27 protein-coding genes are annotated in these 23,019 nt (G+C 70.0%); 20 read left to right on the top strand and 7 right to left on the bottom strand.

Annotation, left to right across the window (positions count from 1 at the left end; all coding sequences use genetic code 11):
- Positions 1–14 precede the first annotated feature (14 nt).
- The 10 genes from ACZ6TI_RS05730 (at position 15) to ACZ6TI_RS05685 (ending at position 9,852) form a co-directional block, all read left to right on the top strand.
- Positions 15–359, top strand: a complete 345-nt coding sequence (locus ACZ6TI_RS05730) for a DUF485 domain-containing protein (RefSeq protein WP_465343818.1) — start codon at positions 15–17, stop codon at positions 357–359.
- Positions 360–2,039, top strand: coding sequence for a solute symporter family protein (locus ACZ6TI_RS05725; RefSeq protein ID WP_465343817.1), 1,680 nt, complete (start codon positions 360–362; stop codon positions 2,037–2,039).
- Positions 2,040–2,107: 68 nt separating this feature from the next.
- Entirely contained in the window at positions 2,108–3,064 is a 957-nt protein-coding gene (locus ACZ6TI_RS05720) for a GDP-mannose 4,6-dehydratase (RefSeq protein WP_465343816.1), read from the top strand.
- A gap of 110 nt (positions 3,065–3,174) precedes the next feature.
- The gene (locus ACZ6TI_RS05715; protein ID WP_465343815.1) at positions 3,175–4,425 is read left to right on the top strand and encodes an LCP family protein; all 1,251 of its coding nucleotides are present in this window, start codon (positions 3,175–3,177) and stop codon (positions 4,423–4,425) included.
- Positions 4,426–4,581: 156 nt separating this feature from the next.
- A complete protein-coding gene (locus tag ACZ6TI_RS05710; RefSeq protein WP_465343814.1) occupies positions 4,582–5,733 on the top strand; it encodes an LCP family protein in 1,152 nt (383 codons plus the stop codon).
- A gap of 19 nt (positions 5,734–5,752) precedes the next feature.
- On the top strand, positions 5,753–6,088 hold the full coding sequence (locus ACZ6TI_RS05705; protein WP_465343813.1) for a rhodanese-like domain-containing protein: 336 nt from the start codon (positions 5,753–5,755) through the stop codon (positions 6,086–6,088).
- Entirely contained in the window at positions 6,085–6,873 is a 789-nt protein-coding gene (locus ACZ6TI_RS05700) for a glycerophosphodiester phosphodiesterase (protein WP_465343812.1), read from the top strand. The genes ACZ6TI_RS05705 and ACZ6TI_RS05700 overlap by 4 nt, the downstream gene beginning before the upstream one ends.
- Positions 6,874–6,979: 106 nt before the next feature.
- Positions 6,980–8,167, top strand: a complete 1,188-nt coding sequence (locus ACZ6TI_RS05695) for a sensor histidine kinase (protein ID WP_465343811.1) — start codon at positions 6,980–6,982, stop codon at positions 8,165–8,167.
- Positions 8,168–8,192: 25 nt separating this feature from the next.
- Positions 8,193–9,068 carry a DUF5926 family protein gene (locus ACZ6TI_RS05690; RefSeq protein WP_465343810.1) on the top strand — a complete coding sequence of 292 codons (876 nt, stop codon included), beginning with the start codon at positions 8,193–8,195 and terminating at the stop codon, positions 9,066–9,068.
- 28 nt (positions 9,069–9,096) lie between these two features.
- Positions 9,097–9,852, top strand: a complete 756-nt coding sequence (locus tag ACZ6TI_RS05685; protein ID WP_465343809.1) for a glycoside hydrolase family 16 protein — start codon at positions 9,097–9,099, stop codon at positions 9,850–9,852.
- Between the two features lie 169 nt (positions 9,853–10,021).
- On the opposite strand, the gene ACZ6TI_RS05680 is transcribed toward ACZ6TI_RS05685, so the two are convergent.
- Entirely contained in the window at positions 10,022–11,215 is a 1,194-nt protein-coding gene (locus tag ACZ6TI_RS05680; protein ID WP_465343808.1) for an arginine deiminase, read from the bottom strand.
- 264 nt (positions 11,216–11,479) lie between these two features.
- Here ACZ6TI_RS05680 and ACZ6TI_RS05675 point away from each other — a divergent pair, with 264 nt between their 5' ends.
- From ACZ6TI_RS05675 to pheA, 5 genes are all read left to right on the top strand, one after another.
- Positions 11,480–12,226: a hypothetical protein gene (locus ACZ6TI_RS05675; RefSeq protein WP_465343807.1), complete on the top strand. Its 747-nt coding sequence runs from the start codon at positions 11,480–11,482 to the stop codon at positions 12,224–12,226.
- Positions 12,227–12,331: 105 nt separating this feature from the next.
- The gene (locus ACZ6TI_RS05670) at positions 12,332–12,796 is read left to right on the top strand and encodes a hypothetical protein (protein ID WP_465343806.1); all 465 of its coding nucleotides are present in this window, start codon (positions 12,332–12,334) and stop codon (positions 12,794–12,796) included.
- A gap of 55 nt (positions 12,797–12,851) precedes the next feature.
- Positions 12,852–13,241 (top strand): ACT domain-containing protein, encoded by a 390-nt coding sequence (locus ACZ6TI_RS05665; RefSeq protein WP_465343805.1) that lies wholly within the window; start codon positions 12,852–12,854, stop codon positions 13,239–13,241.
- Between the two features lie 45 nt (positions 13,242–13,286).
- On the top strand, positions 13,287–13,847 hold the full coding sequence (locus ACZ6TI_RS05660; protein WP_465343804.1) for a hypothetical protein: 561 nt from the start codon (positions 13,287–13,289) through the stop codon (positions 13,845–13,847).
- A 12-nt stretch (positions 13,848–13,859) separates the two neighbouring features.
- Positions 13,860–14,816, top strand: a complete 957-nt coding sequence (gene pheA, locus ACZ6TI_RS05655) for a prephenate dehydratase (RefSeq protein WP_465343803.1) — start codon at positions 13,860–13,862, stop codon at positions 14,814–14,816.
- Between the two features lie 19 nt (positions 14,817–14,835).
- Here pheA and ACZ6TI_RS05650 read toward each other — a convergent pair whose 3' ends face one another.
- The 3 genes from ACZ6TI_RS05650 to ACZ6TI_RS05640 form a co-directional block, all read right to left on the bottom strand.
- Positions 14,836–15,567 (bottom strand): AIM24 family protein, encoded by a 732-nt coding sequence (locus ACZ6TI_RS05650; RefSeq protein WP_465343802.1) that lies wholly within the window; start codon positions 15,565–15,567, stop codon positions 14,836–14,838.
- A 66-nt stretch (positions 15,568–15,633) separates the two neighbouring features.
- A complete protein-coding gene (locus ACZ6TI_RS05645) occupies positions 15,634–15,975 on the bottom strand; it encodes a metallopeptidase family protein (RefSeq protein ID WP_465344292.1) in 342 nt (113 codons plus the stop codon).
- A 73-nt stretch (positions 15,976–16,048) separates the two neighbouring features.
- Positions 16,049–16,477: an OsmC family protein gene (locus tag ACZ6TI_RS05640; RefSeq protein ID WP_465343801.1), complete on the bottom strand. Its 429-nt coding sequence runs from the start codon at positions 16,475–16,477 to the stop codon at positions 16,049–16,051.
- A 66-nt stretch (positions 16,478–16,543) separates the two neighbouring features.
- On the opposite strand from ACZ6TI_RS05640, the gene ACZ6TI_RS05635 reads away from it, so the two are divergent.
- From ACZ6TI_RS05635 to ACZ6TI_RS05620, 4 genes are all read left to right on the top strand, one after another.
- Positions 16,544–17,368 carry an MnhB domain-containing protein gene (locus ACZ6TI_RS05635; protein WP_465343800.1) on the top strand — a complete coding sequence of 275 codons (825 nt, stop codon included), beginning with the start codon at positions 16,544–16,546 and terminating at the stop codon, positions 17,366–17,368.
- A gap of 49 nt (positions 17,369–17,417) precedes the next feature.
- Positions 17,418–18,677, top strand: a complete 1,260-nt coding sequence (serS, locus tag ACZ6TI_RS05630; RefSeq protein ID WP_465343799.1) for a serine--tRNA ligase — start codon at positions 17,418–17,420, stop codon at positions 18,675–18,677.
- 108 nt (positions 18,678–18,785) lie between these two features.
- Positions 18,786–19,598, top strand: coding sequence for an HAD hydrolase family protein (locus ACZ6TI_RS05625; RefSeq protein WP_465343798.1), 813 nt, complete (start codon positions 18,786–18,788; stop codon positions 19,596–19,598).
- A complete protein-coding gene (locus ACZ6TI_RS05620) occupies positions 19,598–20,398 on the top strand; it encodes an HAD family hydrolase (RefSeq protein ID WP_465343797.1) in 801 nt (266 codons plus the stop codon). The genes ACZ6TI_RS05625 and ACZ6TI_RS05620 overlap by 1 nt, the downstream gene beginning before the upstream one ends.
- On the opposite strand, the gene ACZ6TI_RS05615 is transcribed toward ACZ6TI_RS05620, so the two are convergent.
- Both ACZ6TI_RS05615 and ddaH read right to left on the bottom strand, forming a co-directional pair.
- Positions 20,395–20,958 (bottom strand): bacterial proteasome activator family protein, encoded by a 564-nt coding sequence (locus ACZ6TI_RS05615; RefSeq protein ID WP_465343796.1) that lies wholly within the window; start codon positions 20,956–20,958, stop codon positions 20,395–20,397. The two genes, ACZ6TI_RS05620 and ACZ6TI_RS05615, sit on opposite strands and share 4 nt — an antisense overlap.
- Positions 20,959–20,966: 8 nt before the next feature.
- A complete protein-coding gene (gene ddaH / locus ACZ6TI_RS05610; protein WP_465343795.1) occupies positions 20,967–21,809 on the bottom strand; it encodes a dimethylargininase in 843 nt (280 codons plus the stop codon).
- A gap of 74 nt (positions 21,810–21,883) precedes the next feature.
- On the opposite strand from ddaH, the gene ACZ6TI_RS05605 reads away from it, so the two are divergent.
- On the top strand, positions 21,884–22,345 hold the full coding sequence (locus tag ACZ6TI_RS05605; protein ID WP_465343794.1) for an Lrp/AsnC family transcriptional regulator: 462 nt from the start codon (positions 21,884–21,886) through the stop codon (positions 22,343–22,345).
- Here ACZ6TI_RS05605 and ACZ6TI_RS05600 read toward each other — a convergent pair.
- Positions 22,311–22,982, bottom strand: a complete 672-nt coding sequence (locus ACZ6TI_RS05600) for a TetR/AcrR family transcriptional regulator (protein WP_465343793.1) — start codon at positions 22,980–22,982, stop codon at positions 22,311–22,313. The genes ACZ6TI_RS05605 and ACZ6TI_RS05600 overlap by 35 nt on opposite strands.
- Positions 22,983–23,019: the final 37 nt, after the last annotated feature.

The following is a 23,019-nucleotide window of genomic DNA, read 5'->3' as shown; positions in this document are numbered from 1 at the left end:
AGGTGGTGAAACCGTTGACGACTGAAGCGCACGACTCGAGTACCACCGAGAAGTACCTGGCCGTCCAACGTTCCGAGGACTTCGCGCGCTTGCGCAAGACGCTGCGCGGCTTCATCTTCCCGATGACCGTCGCGTTCTTCCTCTGGTACGCGCTCTACGTCCTGCTCTCCGCGTACGCCCGCGGCTTCATGGGCGTGAAGCTGGTCGGCAACATCAACGTCGCGCTGCTGCTCGGCCTGCTGCAGTTCGTCACGACGTTCGTGATCGCCTGGTACTACTCGCGATTCGCGGCCCGCCGGGTCGACCCGATCGCCGACAAGATCCGCAACGAGCTCGAGGGCGAAGGGGTGGCCAAGTAGATGGAACCGCACACCCTTCTCGCGGCCGAGGCATCCTCCTCGACCTCCCGCACCCTGACCATCACGCTGTTCCTGGTCTTCGTCGCGATCACCTTGGGGATCACGATCTGGGCCAGCCGGCAGACCAAGACCGCCACCGACTTCTACGCCGGCGGCCGGTCCTTCTCCGGCTTCCAGAACGGCATGGCGATCGGCGGCGACTACATGTCGGCGGCGTCCTTCCTGGGCATCGCCGGCCTGATCGCCCTGTACGGCTATGACGGCTTCCTCTATTCGATCGGCTTCCTGGTCGCCTGGCTCGTCGCGCTGCTGCTGGTGGCGGAGTTCCTGCGCAACTCGGGCCGCTACACGATGGCCGACGTGCTGGCCTTCCGGATGCGTCAGCGCCCGGTGCGCACGGCGGCCAGCGTCTCCACCATCGTGGTGTCGATCTTCTATCTGATCGCCCAGATGGTCGGCGCCGGCGCCCTGGTCAGCCTGCTGCTCGGCATCACGCCGGACACCACGTTCCTGGGCATGGACGCGAACACCGCCAAGATCGCCACGATCATCCTGGTCGGCGCGTTGATGATCGTCTACGTGACGGTCGGCGGCATGAAGGGCACCACGTACGTGCAGATCGTCAAGGCGTTCCTGCTGATGTCGGGCGCGCTGATCATGACGATCCTGGTGCTGGCGCACTACAAGTTCAACCTGTCCGCGCTGCTCGGTGACGCCGCCGCGCAGTCCGGCAAGGGTGACGCGTTCCTCGAGCCGGGCCTGCGTTACGGCGTGGAGACGGCGGGCGACGCGGCCAAGACCTTCTACAGCAAGATGGACCTGCTCTCGCTGGGCATCGCGCTGGTGCTGGGCACGGCCGGCCTGCCGCACATCCTGACCCGGTTCTACACCGTGCCGACCGCGCGCACCGCCCGCAAGAGCGTGCTCTGGGCGATCGGCATCATCGGCACCTTCTATCTGTTCACCCTGGCGCTGGGCTTCGGTGCGGCGGCCCTGGTGGGCGGCAAGGCGATCACCGCGCAGGACAAGGCGGGCAACACCGCGGCGCCGCAGCTGGCACAGGCGCTGGGCATCGACTACCTGGGCGGTGATACCGGCGGCGCGGTGATGCTTGCGGTGATCGCCGCGGTCGCGTTCGCCACCATCCTGGCCGTGGTCGCCGGTCTGACCCTGGCGTCGTCGTCCAGCCTGGCGCACGACTTCTATGCCAGCGTGATCCGGCGTGGCGAGGCGTCCGAGCGGGACGAGGTGCGGGTCGCCCGGATCTCCGCCCTGGTCATCGGCGCGATCGCGATCGCACTGTCGATCTTCGCGCAGAGCCTCAACGTCGCCTTCCTGGTGGCGCTGGCCTTCGCGGTGGCGGCGTCGGCGAACCTGCCGGCGATCATCTACAGCCTGTTCTGGAGGAAGTTCAACACCTCCGGCGCACTGTGGTCCATCTACGGCGGCCTGGTCGCCGCGGTGGTCCTGGTGTTCTTCTCGCCGGTCGTCTCGGGTTCGGCCACGGCCATGTTCCCGGACAGCGACTGGCACTTCTTCCCGCTGTCGAACCCGGGCATCATCTCGATCCCGTTCGGGTTCCTCTGTGGCTGGATCGGCACCATCGTCTCCAAGGAGAACGACGAGGCCAAGTACGCCGAACTCGAGGTCCGCTCGATGACCGGCTACGGCGCGCACTGACCGCACGGTTGCCAGGCTAGGGAGAGGGTCCAGGCGATGCCTGGGCCCTCTCGCTTAGAGTTACTGCCATGGCAGTGACGCAACGGTACGGCGAAGGACATCGGATCCTGGTCAGCGGCGGCGCCGGATTCGTCCCCTCGCACACGGTCGACGCGCTGCTCGCCCGTGGCTGCGAAGTGGTCGCGATCGACAACTTCGTCACCGGCTCCCGAGACAACATCGCGCACCTCGCCGACGAGCTGAGGTTCACCCTGATCGAGGCCGACCTCTGCGACGGCCTGCCGCGACTGCCCGGCCGCTTCGACGCGATCCTGCACATGGCGTCGCCGGCCAGCCCCACCGACTTCGCCAAGCTGCCGCTGGAGATCCTCAAGGTCGGCTCGATCGGCACCCTGGCGCTGCTCGACCGGGCGGTGCACGACGCGGCCCGCTTCCTGATGGCGTCCACCTCGGAGGCATACGGCGACCCGCTCGTGCACCCGCAGCCGGAGTCCTATTGGGGGAACGTCAACCCGAACGGCGTCCGCAGCGTCTACGACGAGTCGAAGCGGTTCTCCGAGGCCGCGACGATGGCATACCACCGGTTCCACGGGCTGGACACCGCCATCGTGCGCATCTTCAACACGTACGGTCCGCGGATGCGGCCGGACGACGGCCGCGCCATCCCCACCTTCATCAGCCAGGCGATCCGCGATCTGCCCATTCCGGTGCACGGCACCGGCGCCCAGACCAGATCCATCACGTACGTCGATGATCTGGTGCGCGGCATCCTGCTGCTGCTCGACTCCACCGAGACCGGCCCGATCAACTGCGGCACCGAGCACGAGATGACGGTGCTCGAGCTGGCCGAGCTGATCATCCGGCTGACCGGCAGCGAGTCGAAGATCGAGATGCTCGAGCGCACCCCGGACGATCCGGAGAAGCGCCGCCCCGATCTGACCCTGGCCCGCGAGCGTCTGGGCTACGAACCGCAGGTCGGTCCCGAGGAGGGGCTGCGCCGGACGATAGAGTTTTTCACCCGATGAGGGATATGCCGCAGTAATGAACGAACCGCGGACGGTAATTGTCTCCTCCCTTCGTGCCTAGCCGGTGTCGGTGCGAGCTTTGCCGGGTCCCTGGTACGTAACCTGGGAACATGTCAGCGCCCACGTCTTCGTACGGCCGGTCCTCCTCCGGCCGGGCCTCGGTGCCCGGCTCCGGCGGGAGTGGAGAGGCCCAAAACCGTCCGGCGGGTCGCGCCGGTGTGCCCAGCGACTACCGCCGTGGGCAGGCGGGCAACGATGACTGGCCGCCGCGTGGCTCGGCCCCGATCGGTCCGGGTGGTCCTCCGCCCCGTGATCCCGGCCGCGGGCCCGGCAAGCCGTACAAGGGCCGGCGCAAGCCGCGCTGGGGCCGGATCGCCATGGTGGTCGGGGCCGTCCTGATCGTCGGCGGCCTGATCGCAGGCATCTCGCTCTACGGCTACGCCTCGGGTCTCGACAAGGACCTCAAGCGCACCGACGCGTTCTCCGACATCACCAACGGCCGCCCGGTCAAGGAGGTCGAGGGCGCGTTGAACATCCTGCTGGTCGGCAGCGACTCGCGGGACCCGGACAACGACGACGGCAGGCAGAACGAGTGGCGCGCGGACACGCTGATCCTGATGCACATCCCGAAGGACCACAAATCCGCCCAGCTCGTCTCGATCCCGCGTGACCTGTGGGTGAACATCCCGTCCGCGAACGACGCGCCGTGCGACTCGGGCAGCCGGTCCAAGATCAATGCCTCCTTCGCGTTCGGTGGTCTGCCCCGCGCGGTCCGCACCGTCGAGTGCATGAGCGACGTGCACATCGACAACGTGATGGCGATCGACTTCGGCGGCTTCAAGGAGGTCACCGACGCGCTCGGCGGCGTGGACCTGAAGGTGGACTACCCGATCACCTCGATCCACAAGCCGTTCCGGAAGTTCGAGAAGGGCACCATGCACATGGACGGCGCCCAGGCCCTCGACTGGATCCGCCAGCGCAAGCAGTTCCCGCGCGGCGACTTCGACCGGATGCGCCACCAGCAGGAGTTCCTGAAGGCGCTGATGGACAAGGCGGCGAGCAGCGGCACGCTGGCCAACCCGGCAAAGCTGAACAGCTTCCTGAAGGCGGTCACCGCGGCGGTCACCGTCGACAACAGCTTCTCGCTGACCGACATGGCGGTGCAGTTCCGCAACCTGCGCGGCGAGAACCTCACCTTCATCACCAGCCCCAACAAGGGCAGCGAGACCATTGCCGGACAAAGCGTCGTAGTCAGTGACAGAGAGAAGGCACTCGCTTTGTACGAGGCGATGTCTGCCGACAAGATGACTGAGTGGATGGCAGCCAACGAGGCCAAGCCGTCGACCCCGGCAGGCGGCTGAGCGGATGGCGGCATGGCGGACGGGTCGGTGGTGAACACCGGCCCGTTCGTTCGTTAACTGCTCGTGTCACGCACCTGAAACAGCGAAGACGTTTCGCTTGATCGATGTTGAACGTACAGTTACGTCGCTCTGCCGCCGACCGCCTTGGAGTCCTGCATGGCCGTACAGGCCCCACGACGCACCGTGTCGCCGCCTCCGGCCGTGCCCGTGCCTCCGCCGCCCCGAAAGCGGAAGGACCCGCTCTGGGCGAAGATCACGCTGATCTTCGGCGCCGTGCTGATGATGGCCAGCGGCGCCGGCATCGTCGGCAGCAAGCTGCTGATCAGCAGCGCGACCGGCGCGGTGACCACGTCCGACCTGCTCGGCGGCACGAAGAAGACCCAGGCCGAGGGCGGCAACAGCCTGGACGGCCCGATCGACCTGCTGCTGATGGGCGTGGACGCGCGCAAGCGCTGGGCGGTCGACGACCTGCACGCCGACACGATCATCGTGCTGCACATCCCGGCCAGCCACGACCAGGCCTATCTGGTATCGATCCCGCGGGACACCGCGGTCATGGTGCCGCCGTTCGCGAAGAGCAAGTTCGCGGGCGGGCCGGCCAAGGCGACCGAGGCGTTCTTCCACGGCGCGCAGAACGGCGGCGGCTGGGAGGGCGGCGCGCAGCTGATGGCGCAGACGCTCAAGAACACCACCGGGATCAGCTTCGACGGCGCCGCGATCATCGACTTCAACGGGTTCAAGAGCGTGATCGACGCCCTGGACGGCGTCAACATGTGCGTCGACCAGCGGGTCAAGTCGCACCACATGGCGATGGTGGACGGCAAGCCGGAGTGGCTCGGCGAGGCCCGCAAGTCCGGCCGGATGAAGACCATCTGGCACGAGGTGGGCTGCAAGGACATGGAGGGCTGGGAGGCGCTCGACTACGCCCGGCAGCGCTACGGCCTGAAGAACGGCGACTACGACCGCCAGCGCCACCAGCAGCAGCTGATCAAGGCGATGGCGAAGAAGGCCAGCAGCAGCGGCGTGCTGACCAACCCGGTCAAGGTGGCCGCGCTGATCAAGGCGGCCGGCAAGGCGTTCGTGCTGGACACCGGCGGCGTGCCGGTGGCCGACTTCATCTTCACGCTCAAGGGCGTGGCGGCCAACGACCTGGTCCTGCTGCGCACCAACAACGGCACCTTCGCGGGCGACGGCAACGGCCGGGAGGCCATCGCGCCGCTCAGCAAGCAAATGTTCGCCGCGGTGCGCCAGGACAAGCTCAGCAGCTTCATCATCAGTAACCCGGGGGTCGTCGCAAAGGAGAAGTGAGCCTTCTACGCTGATGGACGTGTTCGGACCCGAGGTACCCAGCGTGACCGCCCCCGACGTGCCCGACGACGCCTACCTGCTCGACGTCCGTGAGGACGACGAGTGGCAGGCCGGCCACGCGCCCGGCGCACATCACCTGCCGATGAACGACGTGCCGGCCCGGCTGGCCGAGATCCCGGACGACACCGACGTGGTGGTGGTCTGCCGTTCCGGCGGGCGCTCCGGCCGCGTGGTGTCCTACCTGACGAGTCAGGGCCGGGACAACATCCGCAACCTGGATGGGGGCATGCAGTCCTGGGCGGCCACCGGACGTGCGGTGGTCAGCGAGGACGGCCAGCCTCCACGAGTCTTGTGAACGGCGGCCGGCCGCTGGTGTTCGCCCATCGTGGTGGCGCGGACGCCCGGCCGGAACACACCCTCGCGGCCTATCTGAAGGCGCTCGAGGACGGCGCGGACGGCCTGGAGGCCGACGTGCGGATGACCCGCGACGGGCATCTGGTCTGCGTGCACGACCGCAAGCTCCACCGCACCAGCAACGGGCGCGGCCGGGTCAGCACGAAGACGCTCGCCGAGCTGGACGCGCTGGACTTCGGTTCGTGGCATCCGGGCGCGCAGGAGATCCCCGAGCCGGAGCTCAAGAAGCTGCTCACGCTCGACCGGTTGCTGGGAGCGATGCGTGACAGCGGGCGGCCGACCCGGTTGCTCATCGAGACCAAACATCCGTCACGCTACGGCGCGGAGGTCGAGCGCACACTCGTCTCCGTGTTGCGCAGGCACGGGCTGACCGAGCCGAGAGACGACGGTCCGCTGCAGGTGACGGTGATGTCGTTCGCCGCGCTGGCGCTGCGCCGGCTGCGCATCCTCGCGCCGCGCATCCCGACGGTCTATCTGCTGGAGATCCTGCCGCCGCTGGTGCGCCGTGGCCGGTTGCCGTTCGGGGCGGCCGTCGCCGGCCCGCGCGCCGGCCTGGTCCGCGCCCGGCCCGGCCTGGTCGAGGCCCTGCACGCGGCCGGCCATCAGGTGTACGTGTGGACGGTGAACGACGAGCAGGATCTCGACCTGGTGGTGCGCCAGGGGGTGGACGGCGTCATCACCGACCGCCCGGCCTTCGTTCTGGAACGACTCAAGGTACGAGAATGATCAGTTCGCGACAGGCGTGTGACGTCGGACACTGTTGAGCCATTCTTCTCATGATCATCCGAAAGCGGTCTGCCGAAAACGGCGGAAGCGAGGCAGACTCGCAGACATGCCCGAGCGACCCGATTACGCCACCCTGACCCGGGGTCAGATCGCGGTGCTCGACCGGATCAACACCGGCGAGGCGGGCCTGCCGGTGCTGCACCAGATCGTCCGGCTGGCCCAGGAGTCGCTCGGCGGCGTCGGGGCCGGCTTCGCGGAATACAACACCGACCACGGCCGGGTGATCGCGGCGAGCGGCGTCTGCGCGCGCGCCCTCGGTCGGCGGGTCCGGCGCGACGACACCCGGCTGACCGGGCGGCGCACGCTGCTGATCCCGCTCAACGAGCTGAACGACGAGTTCGCCCGGCACGTCGAGGGCGGCGACCTGCACCGCATGCTGGGCGCCCGGTGCGAGGCGGGCGACACGATCGTCGGCTCCCTGCACGTCTATTTCGCCGAGGGCGACGGCGAGCCCGGGCCCGAGCACCACGCCGTGCTCGAGCTACTCGCGTCCTATGTGGGCCGGCTCTATGGCTACCGCGCCGGCCTGCCGGTGCACGGCGACGGCCGCCGGCAGGAGGATCGCGACCTCTGGGTCGCGGTGACCAGCCACGAGCTGCGCACGCCGGTCACGGTGATCAAGGGATACGCGGACACGCTCACCAACCACTGGGCGTCGATGGGCGAGGACGGCCGCCAGGAGGCCGTGCGGATCATCGGTGCGCGGGCCGCCGAGCTGGCTCGCCTGGTCGACCGGCTGCTCTCCGCGACCAGTGAGGACGGCGAGGTCGGCGGCAGCCCGGCCGGCCCGTTCGACCTGGTGGACGCGCTGCGGTCGGCGGTCGAGGAGCTGCCCGCCGCGCTGCGCGACCGGATCGCGGTGACCGAGCTGCCGACCGAGCTGCCGAAGACCTTCGGCGACCGTGACTCGCTGGCCACCATCCTCACCGAGCTGGCGACGAACGCCGACAAGCACGCGCCGCCGGCCAGCCCGATCGAGCTGTGGGCCTCCTCCGACGAGGAAACGGTGACCTTCCAGATCGGCGACCGCGGCGTCGGCATCAAGCCCGAGCACGTGGAGAAGGCGTTCGAGCGCTACTGGCAGGGCGAGGGCGGCGACCGCGGCCGGCACCCGGGCGCCGGCCTGGGGCTCTACCTGGTGCGCCGGATCGTCGAGCGGCAGCACGGCTGGGTCTCGCTGCGCCCGCGCGAGGGCGGCGGCACGGTCGCCGAGGTGCGCCTCCCACGAGCCTGACCGGTGTGACCTACTCTGGTTCGCCATGAGCAAGCGTCGGAAGAGCCAGCAGACCACGCCCAAGCGTCAGAAGGTCCGTGACATCTTCGTCGCGCGCCCGTTCGAGGGCCTGGTGGACGAGCCGGAGTGGGTCGCGCTGCGCGAGCTGGTCCCGGCCGCTTCCGCGCCGCTCACCCTCAAACCCGAGATCGTCGAGGAGTACGGCGACCGCCCGGTCACGCTCTCCACGGTGCTCCCGATGGCCTGGCCGGCGATGACGCGCCAGGACGGCCGGGTCTTCATCGGCCTGCAGCGGCACGTGCAGTCCGGTGACGTCTCGCGTGACCTGGCGGTCGCCGTCCTGAGCGCGCTGCGCACCGAGCCGGGCGACACGGTGGCCGTGCCGGCGCTGCCCGGTGAGGGCCCGCGCCTGCAGGACATCCTGGTCGACGGCCCGCTCGAGGTCACCATGCACGACGGCTTCGAATACTGGCTGGACGCCGACCAGGCCGAGGACCCGAACGTGAAGGGCTCCCTCGAGCGCGCCAACGCCTCGATCTACCCGACCGTGCGGCTGAGCGCGGCGCACGCCGCCTATTGGTGCCGGGTGCCGGAGAAGTCGCACGTCCGCTGGGTGCTGTCCGACCCGGAGGACGCCGCGCTGGACGCGCTGGCCCGGCTCTCCGCGAGCGGCGACCTGCTGCTCGGCGACGGCACCAAGTTCGCCGGCATGTTCCGCGCGCACGGCCTGCTGGTGCCGGTCTGGGACGTGCCCCGCGACCCGGAGGCGGCGGACTGGGAGGCCCCGCTGGCCGACTTCGCCAAGCGCTACGCGGACATCCTGGGCGAGACCGGCCCGCTGGACAGCGCCGCGCGACGGGCCAAGCAGGGCCTCGTCGGCCGCCAGCTCACGCTGCGCTGAACCGGTTCTTCTCCTATCCTCTCTGCTCATGACCAAGCTGGACGAGCAGTTCGAGGGTGACGACCTGGACCCGGCCGTCTGGGTGCCCCACTACCTGCCGCACTGGAGTTCCCGGGCGGCGTCCACGCCGACCTACCAGGTGCGCGACGGCGAGCTGCGGCTGAGCATCCCGCCGTCGCAGGGCCTGTGGGCCTCCGGTGTGCACCCGACGCCACTGCGCGTCTCCTGCGTCCAGACGGCGAATTTCTCCGGTCCGGTCGGCAGCACGATCGGCGGCCAGCCGTTCCTGCCCGACCAGCAGGTCCGCGAGGAGCAGGAGACGCTCTGGGGTTACACGCCGCTCTACGGGCACGTCGAGATCCGGATGCGCGGCGAGGTGTCGCCGCGGTCGATGGTGGCGTTCTGGATGTCCGGCATCGAGGACCAGCCGGACCGGTCCGGCGAGATCTGCGTGATGGAGGCCTTCGGCGACTCCGCCTCGCCATCGTCCGCGGACATCGGCATCGGCTTGCACAAGTTCCGCGACCCGAAACTGACCGAGGAGTGGTCGGCGCTGCCGCTGGAGATCGACATCGCGGAGTTCCACACCTATGGCGTGGACTGGCGGCCAGGCTCGCTGATCTTCACCGTGGACGGCGCCGAGGTGCGGCGCATCGACCAGGCGCCGGACTACCCGGTGCAGCTGGAGCTGGGCGTCTTCGACTTCCCCGACAAGGCCACCGGCGACGGCGAGCCACACACCCCACTGCTCGTGGTCAGCCACGTGATCGGCCACGACCTCTAACCCCAAGAAACTGGTAGCCCAGCCGTGCATCCGGGCCTCGGATGCACGGCTGGGCTACCACTACTTTCGGGGCGGGACAGCCCGGCGGGTGGGCGCGGAGGTCTCCCCGCGCCTGGCCGGCCGTCGGGGCGGGACTTCAGAGGATTCGTACTTCAGAAGGGGGTTGGGTTCAGAGGGGTGCCCGCTCGATGGGGCAGCTCATGCAGCGGGGGCCGCCGCGGCCCGAGCCCAACTCTGAGCCGCTGATCCGGACCACCTCGATGCCGGCGCGTTCGAGCTGCGCGTTGGTCTCGACGTTGCGCTCATAGGCCACGCACAGGCGCGGCGCGATGGCCAGCGTGTTGTTGCCGTCGTCCCACTGCTCGCGCTCGGCGGTGACCGGGTCGAGTCCGGTGTCGATGACCCGCAGCCGGTCGATGCCCATCGCCTCGGCGGCCGCCTCCAGGAACGGCCGCGGCGCGACCACCCGCAGCTCACCCTCCGCGTCCGCGGTCACCGTCCAGGCCTGCAGCGTGTCGGCGATGTTCGGGTACATCACCACCGCGTCCACGTCGACCATCGTGCAGACCGTGTCCAGGTGCATGGTGGCGCGCTCCTGGGCGATCGGCACGGCCAGGATGGTGTGTGCCAGCCCGGCCGCGAAGACGCGGCGGGCCAATCGCTCGGCGCCGGCCGGGGTGGTGCGCTCGCCGACCCCCACCGCGAGTACGCCCGGCGCCAGCAACAGCACGTCACCGCCCTCGACGTGCTCGAGCTCCGGCGTGAACAGCAGCGTGGTGCCGGCGAACCGCGGGTGGTAGCGGTAGATCGCCCGGGTGAGCGTGGTCTCGCGGCCGCGGGCGGGCATCGCGAGGCTGGTGACCGCCACCTGGTCGCGCACCCAGACCGAGGAGTCGCGGGTGAACAGCAGGTTGGGCAATGGGTCGATGACGAAGTCGAGATCGTCCATCATGCGATAGACCAGACCGCCCGGTCCGGGCTTCATCTCCTCGTGTGCGAGACCCGCACGCAGCACGTCGGCCAGCCGGTGCGCGTCCTGATCCGCCAGGTATTCGCCCACCCGCGCGCGCAGCGAGTCACCGAGCCGGCGATCGTCCAGCACGCTGGCGATCAACTCGTGCCGGGCCTGTTCGACCTCCAGCGCCTCGGCCAGCAGCTGTCCGAGATAGAGCACCTCGACGCCCCGCTCGGTCAGCGCGGCCGCGAACGCGTCGTGCTCCTCCTGCGCCCGGCCCACCCAGGGGATGCCGTCGAAGAGCAGCGAGTCGTTGTTGCGTGGTGTCAGTCTGGCCAGCTCAGGACCCGGTCGGTGCAGCATGACCGTGCTGAGACGGCTGACCTCACTGTCGACGTAGTGCGCCACGGCCTGAGCCTACTGTGACTTTCCGCGGAGATCACCTGCGCATAGTGCATCCGAGATAAGGTCACGCTAACTTGGGCTGGTCACCTGTCCGAGCCTTGGGGGGATCAAGGGACGTATGCACCATCCGCATAAAGAGGCCGAGCGTGAATGTGGCATTCATCCCCCTTCACTCCCCTTTTCTCACGGCTCTGGGGGTTCTTCCGTATGGGGTCCGACACATACGGTAGTCGAAAGAGAGCCGAAGACCTTTTGCCGGAGGTCGCAATGACTGTCTTCCCCGCACGCCCCGCCCTGCCTGTGACACAGCCCTCGAAGGCGCTCGCGCCGGTCGATCGTCGCAGGCCCGCTCCCCCAGCACCGCTCGAGCCGCCGCGCACCAGCCCCGTCGAGTGGGCTCGCCGCCGACGCGCCGAGCGGGACGCACGTCGTCTCGAGGCCGCCGGTGCTCGTGCGCTGACCCGTCTCGATCGACTCGGGCCGGCGTGGCACATCGTGGACTGGCCGCGCACCGACTTCGCGCAGAGCTACCACGAACCCGACCCCGCCGACGAGCGCGCCGGCTTCCTGGCCATCGGCCCGGGCGGTGTCTATGCGGTGACCGTTGCCGATCACGGCCGCGCCCGCGTGCTGATCGCCGGTGACGTGGTGCAGATCAACGGGCGGCGGCCCGCATTCGTCGCCGAAGCTCGCCGGGACGCCAAGCGCGCCGGCCGGGCGATGTCCGCCGCCGTGGGCCTGACCGTGCCGGTCACCCCCGTGCTGGCGTTCGTCGGCTCCGGTGTGATCAGCGTGCACGGCCTGCCCAAGGACTGTCTGGTGGCCACCCACCGAGAGCTCGACCGGCTGCTCATCGCCGGTGGCGCGCGCATCTCCCCGGCCACGGCCGGCAAGCTTCGTGCGGTGGCCGAGCATCCGGCGACCTGGGCGAACGCGCCCTATCGTCCGGCGGGCAACTACCGGTGGTACCCCGACGGACAAACGGCCGCTGACAAGCGCTCGGCCCGCCGGTAACGTTCCTCTCCGAGTACCGTTCGTAGCCGAAGGGCTGCGGTCGCGACATCGCGCCGGGGCGAAACCCCGGCTCGGGTCGCGGGCGGGCAGATGAGGGAGGTGCGGGTGGCGCACGTCGAGCTCTCGTTGTCGGGAGCGTTCGTGCCGCAGGCACGGACGCCGGCCGAGTCCGAGTTCGTCGGCAACGTCGATCGGTGGGCGTCGACCGTGGCCGGCGCGGTGGAGCCGTGCCTGGTCATCGATCTGGCCACCACGATCCGCGCGCTGTCCCCCTCGTGTGGCGAGTTGCTCGGGCTGGGCACCCCCGCGGACGCGGTCGGCCAGCCCCTGCTGGGCAACGTGCTGCGGCTGATCGATTTCACCGCCGGCGGTGGTGAGCTCGACGAGCCCGAGGTGGAGAAGATCCCGCCGCTGCTCGCCATCCGCAGCGAGCGTCTGGCCCGCGGACTGATGCGGGTGCAGACCAAGGGCGTGGACGGGCATCTGACGGTCGACGCGATCGCGACCCCGCTGGTGGATGGGGGCCAGGTGGTCGCTTCCCTGACATTCTTCTCGCCGGTCCGATACTGACCTGGCTTAACGGCCGATTAGCACTCGACCCATCCCGCCGCCTAGGGTCTGAGTCATGCTCGATCTTGATCTGCTGCCCGAGGAGTACGCGGTCTGTCGGCTGCCCGCCGGGTCCGCGTTGCCGGCCTCGCTGAGCGGCAGTCCGGACGACAAGAGTGTGGTCTCGGTGACCTGGGCGCCCGACGAGATGTCGATCATCTGCCCGACCGACCGGGTGCCCGAGGGCGCCACGGCCGAGACCCCGTGGCGCTGCCTGCGCGTGGTCGGCCCGCTCGATCTGGCGCTGACCGGGGTGCTCGCCTCGCTCGTCGGCCCGCTCGCCGAGGCCAGGGTCAACATCGTCACCTTCTCGACGTACGACACGGATTACCTGCTCGTGCCCACGGTGCGGTTGAGCGAGGCGGTCGACACGCTGACGAAGGCCGGCCATCGCATCACAGGCTGATCTCTCTCGATTCAATCGACAACCTTCGCGGCCTACGATGGGCGCGTGTCGCGCTCCGCTGTGCCCCTCCTGGCGGCCATCGCCCTGGTGGCCTTGATCGCCGGTTGCGGCGCCCCGCCCGAGCCGCTGCCCACCGCGCCGCCCGAGCCGGTCGGCAGCCCCGGCCTGCCGTCCGGGTCCGGGCCCGTCCCGCCGCTGGGGAGCTCATTTCCGGCCGGCACGCTGCCCCCGACGACGCCGGCCTTCCCGCTGCCCACCATCCCGGTGGTGCCCACCACGACCTCGCCCTCGCCCACTCCGCCGCCGCCCGCGCCGGTCTGCACCAGCGGGCCCAGCAAGCAGCAGGTGCTCGACGTGGTGAAGGGCAAGCCCGGCATCCCGGCCGACGCGCTGGAGGTGCGTCTCGGGCCCTACTGCGCGAGCACCTGGCAGTTCGCCATCCTCGGGATCGTCGGCCAGGACGACGACTCGGTCGATCCGCTGCTGGTGATCACGACCGGTCGGCCCAGCTCACTGCGGCTGCTCGAGGCGGGCGCCGACGTCTGCACCGACAAGGTGGAGGACGACGCCCCACCGGGCATCCGAGTGCGCGCCTGCGGCTCGTGAGAGGCTGACGGCATGCCGGGCACACCACCAACGCATTTCGTCTATCTCGGGCCCGAGGGCACGTTCACCGAGCAGGCGCTGCGCACCATCTCCGCGGCCGAGCACGGTCTGCGCACGCCGGCCCGCAGCGTCCCCGAGGCGCTGGAGGCGGTCCGCTCGGGCGCCGCGGACGCCGCCCTGGTGCCGCTGGAGAATTCGGTGGGCGGCGCCGTCCCGGTCACCCTCGACGAGCTCGCCACCGGCAGCCCGCTGATGATCACCCGCGAGGTGGTCATCCCGGTCGAGTTCCAGCTCGCCGCGTCCCGGCTGATCCCGCTGGCTCAGATCGGCACCGTTGCCGCGCACCCGCAGGCATCCGCCCAGTGCCGCAACTGGCTGCTGGCCAACATGCCGGACGCCACGGTGGTCGACGTGCTCTCCAATGCGGCGGCCGCGATCAGCGCGGCGGCCGGCGAGCACGACGCCGCGATCTGCGCGCCGATCGGCGTCCCGCGCAACAACCTGACCGTGCTGGCCGACAAGATCGCCGACCGGGCCGACGCGGTGACCAGGTTTGCCCTGCTCACCCGCCCGGCCGAGCCGGCCGCCCCGACCGGCGACGACATCACGTCGCTGGCCGTCTCGATCCGCCACGACCAGGTGGGCGCGCTGCTGGCGGTGCTCACCGAGCTGGCCGTGCGCGGCATCAACCTGAGCCGCATCGAGTCTCGTCCGACCGGCGAGCAGCTCGGCACCTATGTGTTCTTCCTGGACTGCACGGGCCACATCGCCGAGCCGCGGATGGGCGAGGCGCTGCAGGGCCTGCGCCGCATCTGCGCGGACGTGCGGTTCCTCGGCAGTTACTCCCGCCACCGCTGGTCGACGGCCGCGGCCGCCGAGCCGGTGCCCACCACCCAGGGCCTCACCGACGCCAGCTTCGCCGACAGCGCCGCCTGGCTGCAGCGCCTCCGCTCGGGCACACCGAGCTGAGGCGCCGCGCCAAGCCTTCTTAACTGAACAGATTGCCGATCACGCCGCCGGACTGTTGCTGGCCGCCGGCTGCCCCGGCGAGGCCGCCCGGGGGCTCCTCGGAGGGCTGGACCACGACGAAGCCCTGGCCCGCGAAGCTCATCGTGAAGCGCTCGCCCGTGCTGCGACCCAGCAGGGTGCCGAGGCCGAGCTGCTCGGCGCGGTGGTAACCGGTCTGCAGGTTGGCCGACCAGCAGATCGCCGCCTGCGGGTCCACATAGGTCGGCTGATCGACGTTGAGCACCACCGGGGTGCCCTTGGTGGTTACCGCGATCCGGCCGTAACCGCTGAACACGCAGTTGAAGAGGCCGGCGTTGGACATCATGCCCGCACCCTGGACCATCTTGATGTCGTATTGCAGCGTCGAGTCGAAGGCCAGCACGTTGGCGCCGTTGATGGACAGCGCGTCGCCGTGCTCGAGGTCGATGATGTGGATGTCGGCGGCGTTTTCCGCCAGGAACACGTCGCCCCGTCCGCTGATGCGCATCAGCGGGACGCCCTCGCCGGTCAGCTTCTGCTTGAGGAATTTGCCGATGCCGCCCGAGCCGAGCGCCTCGAACTGCACCTGCCCCTGATATGCCACCATCGAGCCGACGCGCGCCATGAAGTCGCCGTTCAGCTCGGCCTTGAGCAGCTTGGAGTTCTGCAGTCGGAGCCCCGGCTGGTTGCCCTCCTTCTCGAGGTTCTCCGCCGAGAAAAGTTCGCTGCGCATGAACGTGCCTCCTGAATAAGTGGAAGCTCAGCGTAGTGGCCTCGAACAAGGGCTGACCTCGCCCGTTCAGCCCCAGCCGAGCTCGTGCAGCCGATGGTCGTCGATGCCGAAGTGATGCGCGATCTCGTGGACCACGGTGATCGCCACCTCGTCGATGACGTCCGTTTCCGACTCGCATACTTTCAGGGTCGGCAGGCGATAGATGGTGATCCGGTCGGGCAACACCCCGGCGTAATCCCAGCCGCGCTCGGTCAGCGCATATCCCTCGTAGAGCCCCAGCAGGTCGTCGCTGCCGTCGGGTGGCTGATCCTCGACCAGCACCACCACGTTGTTCATCAGGCTGAGCAGCTCGACGGGGACCTCGTCGAGCGCTTCGCCGACCAGTTCCTCGAATTTCTCACGGCTCATCTGCACCGGCACGACACCATTGTGCTCCGCCGGCCCCCTGGTGTGGGGCCGGCGGCTGTGACGGGCGGGTTGGTCAGGCCAGCTTGGCGGACAGGCTGATCTCGGCGCCGGGCGAGAGCAGCCGCGAGATCGGGCAGTTCTCCTTGGCGCCCTGAGCGATCTTCTGGAAGGTGCCGTCGTCGATGCCGGGCACGTTTCCGACCGTCTCGAGGTCGATCCGGGTCACGCCGAAGCCGCCGTCGGTCTTGTCGAGGTGCACCTTGGCGGTGGTCTCCACCGAGTCCGGCGTGAAGCCGGCGTCGGCCAGGCCCTTGGAGAACGCCATCGAGAAGCAGCCGGAGTGCGCGGCGGCGATGAGCTCCTCGGGGTTGGTGCCCTCGCCCTCCTCGAAGCGCGACTTGAACGAGTAGTTCCCTTGAAGGCCACCCTTGCCGGTCTTGACGGTGCCCGACCCCTCGGTCAGGTTGCCTTCCCAGCGGGCGGTAGCAGTGCGAATTGGCATGTCACAGACGCTAGCCCATGACGGCGTCGCTGGCCGGTGGACCGGGGGGCGGTCATGATGGGACTCATGTCGCGCGAGACCCCGCCCGCCGCCGCGGAAGATGCGCCCGTGGAGGCGGTCATCGAGTTCGGCCCCGAGCCACCGGCGCCGGACCGGCCCTCGCGTGGCCGGCCGAGCCTGACCGAGCTGGTGCGTGGCCTGGGCGCGGACCGCCGCACCGTGCCGGTGACCGGTGCGGTGGGGGCGGTGGCGCTGTTCGCGTCGCTGGTCTCGGAGTGGCAGATCACCGTGCTGGACGCCGCGCAGTTCGGCGAGAGCCGCGGCGGCAACCGTCCGCTGGCGGCCGGGATCGCCGAGCTGGGCGCGCTCGGCGGCGGCTTTGTCGCGGGGCTGTTCGTGCTGGCCGGGGCCCTGGTGCTGGTGCTCTTCGGGCCGGCCGCGGGGCGCCGCCACGTGCGGCTGCTCGGGCTGGCCGCGTGCGGCGTGCTGCTCGCCCTGCTGGCCGCGATCGGGTCCGCGCTGGGTGACTCGAGTCGCGCGGTGAGCACGATCTTCACCTTCGACCTCGAAGAGGATCAGATCACCCTGACGTACGGGCGGGGCATCTGGTGTGCCGTCCTCGGGGTGCTGGCCGTGCTGCTGGCGCTCTGGCTGGCCGGCCGCCACGAGCCGGCGGAGGCGCCCGCCCGGGCCACCGCCGACGACGTCGAGGCGGACGAGCCGCCGCCCGGCCCGGTGGTGTGGTCGTGGCGCCGCCCGGGGCGCGACGACGTGGTGGACGACGAGGACCAGCCGGACGCGCCGATCGACCTGACCGTGTCGCCGACCACGCCGTTCACGTCGCGTTCGGAGGATCTGGACAAGGCGGCCCGGCGCGACGAGACCTCTTGAGCGATATCGAGGTGAAGGTCCGGATGCGTCGCCGGTAGGCTCGACAATCGTGATTGACCTGCGTCTGCTTCGCGAAGATCCGGAACTGTTCCGTGCCAGCCAGCGGCTGCGCGGCGAGTCCACCTCGGCGGTGGACGACCTGCTGCGCGCCGACGAGGAGCGGCGGGCCGCCACGCAGCGGTTCGAGGCCGTGCGGTCCGAGCAGAAATCGCTGGGCAAGCAGGTGTCGAAGGCCTCCGGGGACGAGCGGGTGGCGCTTCTCGCGCGTACCAAGGAGTTGTCGGGCGAGGTCAAGACGGCCGAGGCGGCCGCGACCGAGGCCGACCACGCACTGCGCCGGGCGCATCTCGCGGTGTCCAACGCGGTGATCGACGGCGTGCCGCCGGGCGGCGAGGACGACTTCGTGGTGTTGCGCGAGGTCGGCGACATCCCGCGGATCGCGGCGCCGAAGGACCACCTGGAGATCGGCGAGGCGCTGCGCGCGATCGACACCGAGCGCGGCGCGAAGGTGTCCGGATCGCGGTTCTACTTCCTCACCGGGGTGGGCGCGCTGCTGCAGCTCGGGCTGTTGCAGATGGCCATCCAACAGGCCGTGGAGCACGGGTTCACGCCGTCGATCACGCCGTCGCTGGTGCGGCCGGAGGCGATGGAGGGCACCGGGTTCCTCGGCTCGCACGCGAGCGAGATCTACCGGCTGGAGGCGGACGACCTCTATCTGGTCGGCACCTCGGAAGTGCCGCTGGCGGCGTACCACTCGAATGAGATTCTTGATCTCGAGACGCCGGAGCGCTTTGCCGGCTGGTCGTCGTGTTATCGGCGGGAGGCCGGCTCGCACGGCAAGGACGTGCGCGGCATTCTGCGGGTGCACCAGTTCGACAAGGTGGAGATGTTCTCGTTCTGCCGGCCCGAGGAGGCCGAGGCCGAGCACCAGCGCCTGCTCGCGATGGAGGAGGAGATGCTGGCCAAGGTCGAGGTGCCCTACCGGGTGATCGACGTGGCGGCCGGTGATCTCGGCTCGAGCGCGGCCCGCAAGTTCGACTGCGAGGCGTGGGTGCCGTCGCAGAGCCGCTACCGCGAGATCACCTCGACGTCGAACTGCACCACGTTCCAGGCGCGGCGGCTCAACATCCGCTACCGCGACGCGGACGGCAAGGCGCAGACCGCGGCGACGCTGAACGGCACGCTCGCCACCACGCGCTGGCTGATCCCGATCCTGGAAAATCACCAGCAGCCCGACGGGTCGGTGCGGGTGCCCAAGGCGCTGCAGCCCTTCCTCGGCGGCCGGGACGTGCTCGAACCCCAGCGTTGACGTGATCGCCACCGGCCCGCTACGTGAAGTCATAGCCGCAGGTAGCCGGGCCGGTGTAACGTTTTCCTTCCGCCCTCCGCGGGGGTCACCGACCCACGGAGGTCTGACATGGCTCGCCCCGGCCTTCCCAAGCTGATCGCCACCGATCTCGACGGCACCCTGGTTCGCAGCGACGACACGGTGTCCGACTACACCCACGAGGTTCTCGATCGGGTTCGCGCGGCCGGCATCCGAGTCGTCGGGGCGACCGGCCGGGGCCCGCGCCTCACCGAGCTGACCCGCGGCGACATCCGGGCGGCCGACTTCCTGGTCCTGGCGCACGGCGGCTGGGTCTACGACGTGACCGACCACCGCCCGCTGCGCGCCGAGCGGCTCTCCGGGGCGCTGCTGTCCGATGCGCTGGCCGACCTGGAGGCCTCGGTCGGGCCGTTGACCGTGATGGTGGAGGCGCTGGAACACCACGGCGCGCCGCTCTGGGGCACCCGCGCACCCGACTGGCGCTATGAGGTCGTGGTCGAGGAGCGCACCCGGCCCGAGTGCCTGTCCGGCGACGTGATCAAGGCGTACGCCTGCGCGGACGGCCGGCCCGTCGACGACCTGCTGGCCGTCGCCCGCAAAGTCATCCCGCCGCACGTGGCATCGATCACCCAGGCCGGCCTGAACGTGATCGAGATCTGCCCGCCGAATGTGGACAAAGGCACCGGGCTCGCGGTCGTCGCGGAGGCCGTCGGCGTCGACCCGGCGGACGTCCTGGTCTTCGGTGACATGCCCAATGACCTGCCGATGTTCGCCTGGGCGGGCTGGCACCGGGTGGCCGTGGCGAACGCCCACCCGAGCGTGCTGGCGGCCGCCGACGAGGTGACGCTGACCAACGACGACGACGGGGTCGCGGTCTTTCTCGACCGGCTACTGTCGAGGTGATGCCAGCACCGATCAGACTCGTCGCCTCCGACATCGACGGCACCCTGATCCGTGGCGACGGCACGCTCAGCCCCGGCACCATCGACGTGATCGACCGCTTGCCGGTGCCGCTGGTGCTGGTCACCGGGCGGCCGGTGCGCTGGATGCGGCAGCTCTATGACCAGATGGCCCGGCCGGTGACGACGGTGTGCGCGAACGGCGCCGTGGTCTACGACCCGGACACCGACCAGGTGCTGCGGGCCGACCCGATGGACACCGAGCTGATGCTCGAGGTGATCAAGAAGCTGCGCGAGGCGGTCCCGGATCTCACCCTCGCCGTGGAGGTCGAGGACGGCCGGGCCTTCTGGCACGAGGAGACCTGGCCGATGCACTGGGACCACAAGGCCCGTGCGGTGCGCCCGATCGCGTCGCCCGAGGAGCTCACCTCGGTGCCGGCTGTGAAGCTCTTGGCCCGCTCGGCCTCGTCGACGCCGGACGCCTTCTATGAACTCGTGTCACGGACGCTGGGCACCCTGGCCGAGGCCACCCACTCGTCGTCGTCGACGCTGGTCGAGATCTCCGCGACCGGCGTGACCAAGGCGGCCGGCCTGGCCTGGCTGTGCGAGCGCGACGGGCTCACCGCGGCGGACGTGGTGGCCTTCGGCGACATGCCCAACGACGTGCCGATGCTCAGCTGGGCCGGGCGCTCGGTGGCGATGGGCAACGCGCACCCCGCCGTCGTCGAGGTCGCCGACGAGGTGACGGCGACCAACGACGAGGACGGCGTGGCGGTCTATCTGCGGAAGCTCTTCGGCCTCTAGAGGTATTGGCCGGTGCGGCCGTCCGCGCCCGGCATGCCCGGCATCGCGGCGCCGTTCGGGCCCATCGGCAGCGCGGGCCGGTTGCCGTTGCCGCCGCGCATCTGCTCGAGCTGCAGCCGGGCGGCCATCTGCTGAGCCACCAGGGCGGCCTGGATGCCGTGGAAGAGGCCCTCGAGCCAGCCGACCAGCTGGGCCTGGGCGATCCGCAGCTCGGCCTCGCTCGGCGGGGTGTCGCCCTCGAAGGGCAGCGACAGCCGCTCGAGTTCGTCGCGCAGCTCGGGCGCGAGACCGTCCTCCAGCTCGGTGATCGAGCGCTGGTGGATCTCACGCAACCGGGTGCGGCTCGCCTCGTCCAGAGGCGCCGCCCGGACCTCCTCGAGCAGCTGCTTGATCATGCTCCCGATGCGCATGACCTTGGCCGGCTGCTCGATCAGGTTGCCGGGCTCCTCGGGCTCCATGCTGCCGTCCGACTCGACCTTGCCCAGGGGACGGCCGTCGGGGCCCACCACGATGACGGAGCCGTCGTCCTGCTTGTCTTCGGTGCGGGTGTCGTCGGTCATGCGTTCCATCATGTCGCAAGGGGTGCAACGCGCAGCTCCGCCACCGCGCACTTGACGCTGCCGCCGCCGCGCTTGAGTTCGCTCAAGTCCACCGGAATCGGGAGGTAACCTGCGGCTTCCAGCTTCTCGGCCATGCTCTGCGCTTCCGCGTTGAGCACAACGTGGCGACCATCACTCACCAGATTCAGCCCGAAGGATTCGGCATCCGAGCGGTCGGCGAGCACCGCGTCCGGGAAGAGTTGCGCGAGCACCCGCTGGGCGGCCGGCGAGAACGCCTCGGGGTAATACGTGATGTGCCGGTCGTCGAGCACGGCCAGCGCGGTGTCGAGGTGATAAAAGGCCGGGTCGACGAGCTTCAGCGACAGCACCGGGCGGCCGAGCACCTCCTGCGCCTCGACGTGCGCGGCGGGCTCGGTGCGGAAACCGTGGCCGGCCAGGATCATCCCGCCGTACGCGCCGGGCAGATAGGCGAAGTCGCCCTCACCCTCGTTGATCTGCGCCGGGTCGACGAACGTCCACGGCCCGTTGCGGTAGTAGACCGAGTGGTGCAGCGCCTCCTCGGACCGCTGCGGGTGGCGGAACCGGGCGCCGTAGACCGTGCCGTCCACCGAGAACGCGCCGTTGGCGGCATAGACCATGTCCGGCAGGCCCGGCTGCGAGTCCAGCACGTGGACCGCGTGGCCGAGCCCGGCGAGCGTCTCGCGCAGCAGTTCCCATTGCTTGAGCGCGAGGGCGGCGTCCACCGTGACCGTGGTGTCCATCCACGGGTTGATGGCGTACTCGACCGTGAAGTGGTTCGGCGGACACATGAGATATGTCCTGTTTCGCGGCAAGCGCTCCGTCTGGCTCATGAGGTAAAGGGTAGGTACGCTGGCCGCGTGCGAAACAGCTCATAATCTTGCTCGTCGGAGGCGAATCGTTGCGCATGGACGCCATTGACCAGCGAATCGTTGCGCTGCTCGTCGCGGACGCCCGTTCCTCGTTCGCCGAGATCGGCGCGAAGGTCTCGCTGTCCGCCCCGGCCGTGAAGCGGCGGGTCGATCGGCTGCGGGCCAGCGGGGTGATCAAGGGATTCACCACGATCATCGACCCGGCCGCGGTGGGCTGGACGACGGAGGCGTTCGTCGAGCTGTTCTGCACCGGACGGACCACGCCGGCCCAGCTCATCGTCGCGACTCGGCGGCATCCCGAGGTGGTGGGGGCATACACGGTGTCGGGCGAGGCGGACGCGCTGGTGCACCTGCGGGCGGCCGACATCGGGCATCTCGAGCAGGCGCTGGAGCGGCTGCGGGCCGAGTCCTTCGTAACCTCCACCCGCAGCATGGTGGTGTTGTCGCGGCTGGTCGAGACCCCTACCTCGATATCCGGTCCAGCCACTCGGCCATGACGCCGCGCTCGGCGTCGGTCAGCGCGGTGACGGCGGGCAGCACCGCGCGCAGCGCGACGGCGGCGCCGGCCGGGCCCGGGGTGGCGAGCACCGGCGCGTCCGTGGTGACCGCGGCGATGCAGGCCTCGCGGGCCAGCGTCGACAGGGCCGGGTCGCGGCCGTCCTCGGGCATCGCCAGCAGCGCGAAGACGGTGCCGCTGCCGGAGGCGTGAATGAGCTCGGCCGCCTGGTGCTCGGCGAGTCGGAGGCGACCGGCCGCAGCGATGGCCCGGACGTGCGCGCGCAGGATCCGCAGCGCGGCCTCGTTCGCCGGTGAGTTGGCGCCGGGGCGCGGCTGGCCGTACATGAGGCTGTAGAGCGCGGGGTTCGCCAGGCCGAAGCCGATGTGCAGATCCCAGCCGGCGCGCAGCGCGTCGACCGGATCGCCGCCGGCGTCGGGTGCCCGCTTGTCCGCCAGATACGCCGCGAAGCCGTGCTCGGCAACGGCGTCGAGCAGACCGGCCTTGTCGCCGAACAGCCGGTAGATGGCCGGGGCCTGCACGCCCGCCGCGGCGGTCACCGCGCGCGTGGTCACCGCGTCGCGACCGCCCTTGGCCAGCAGTTCCGCGGCCACCGCCACGATCTTCTCCCGTTGCACGGTGTCAAAGATAACAGTCGTGGAGTAGCAATGTTAT

This window comes from Actinoplanes sp. NPDC051388, assembly GCF_055586225.1.
Note: the sequence above shows the minus strand (reverse complement) of the source record. Positions and strands in the feature narration are given on the sequence as shown.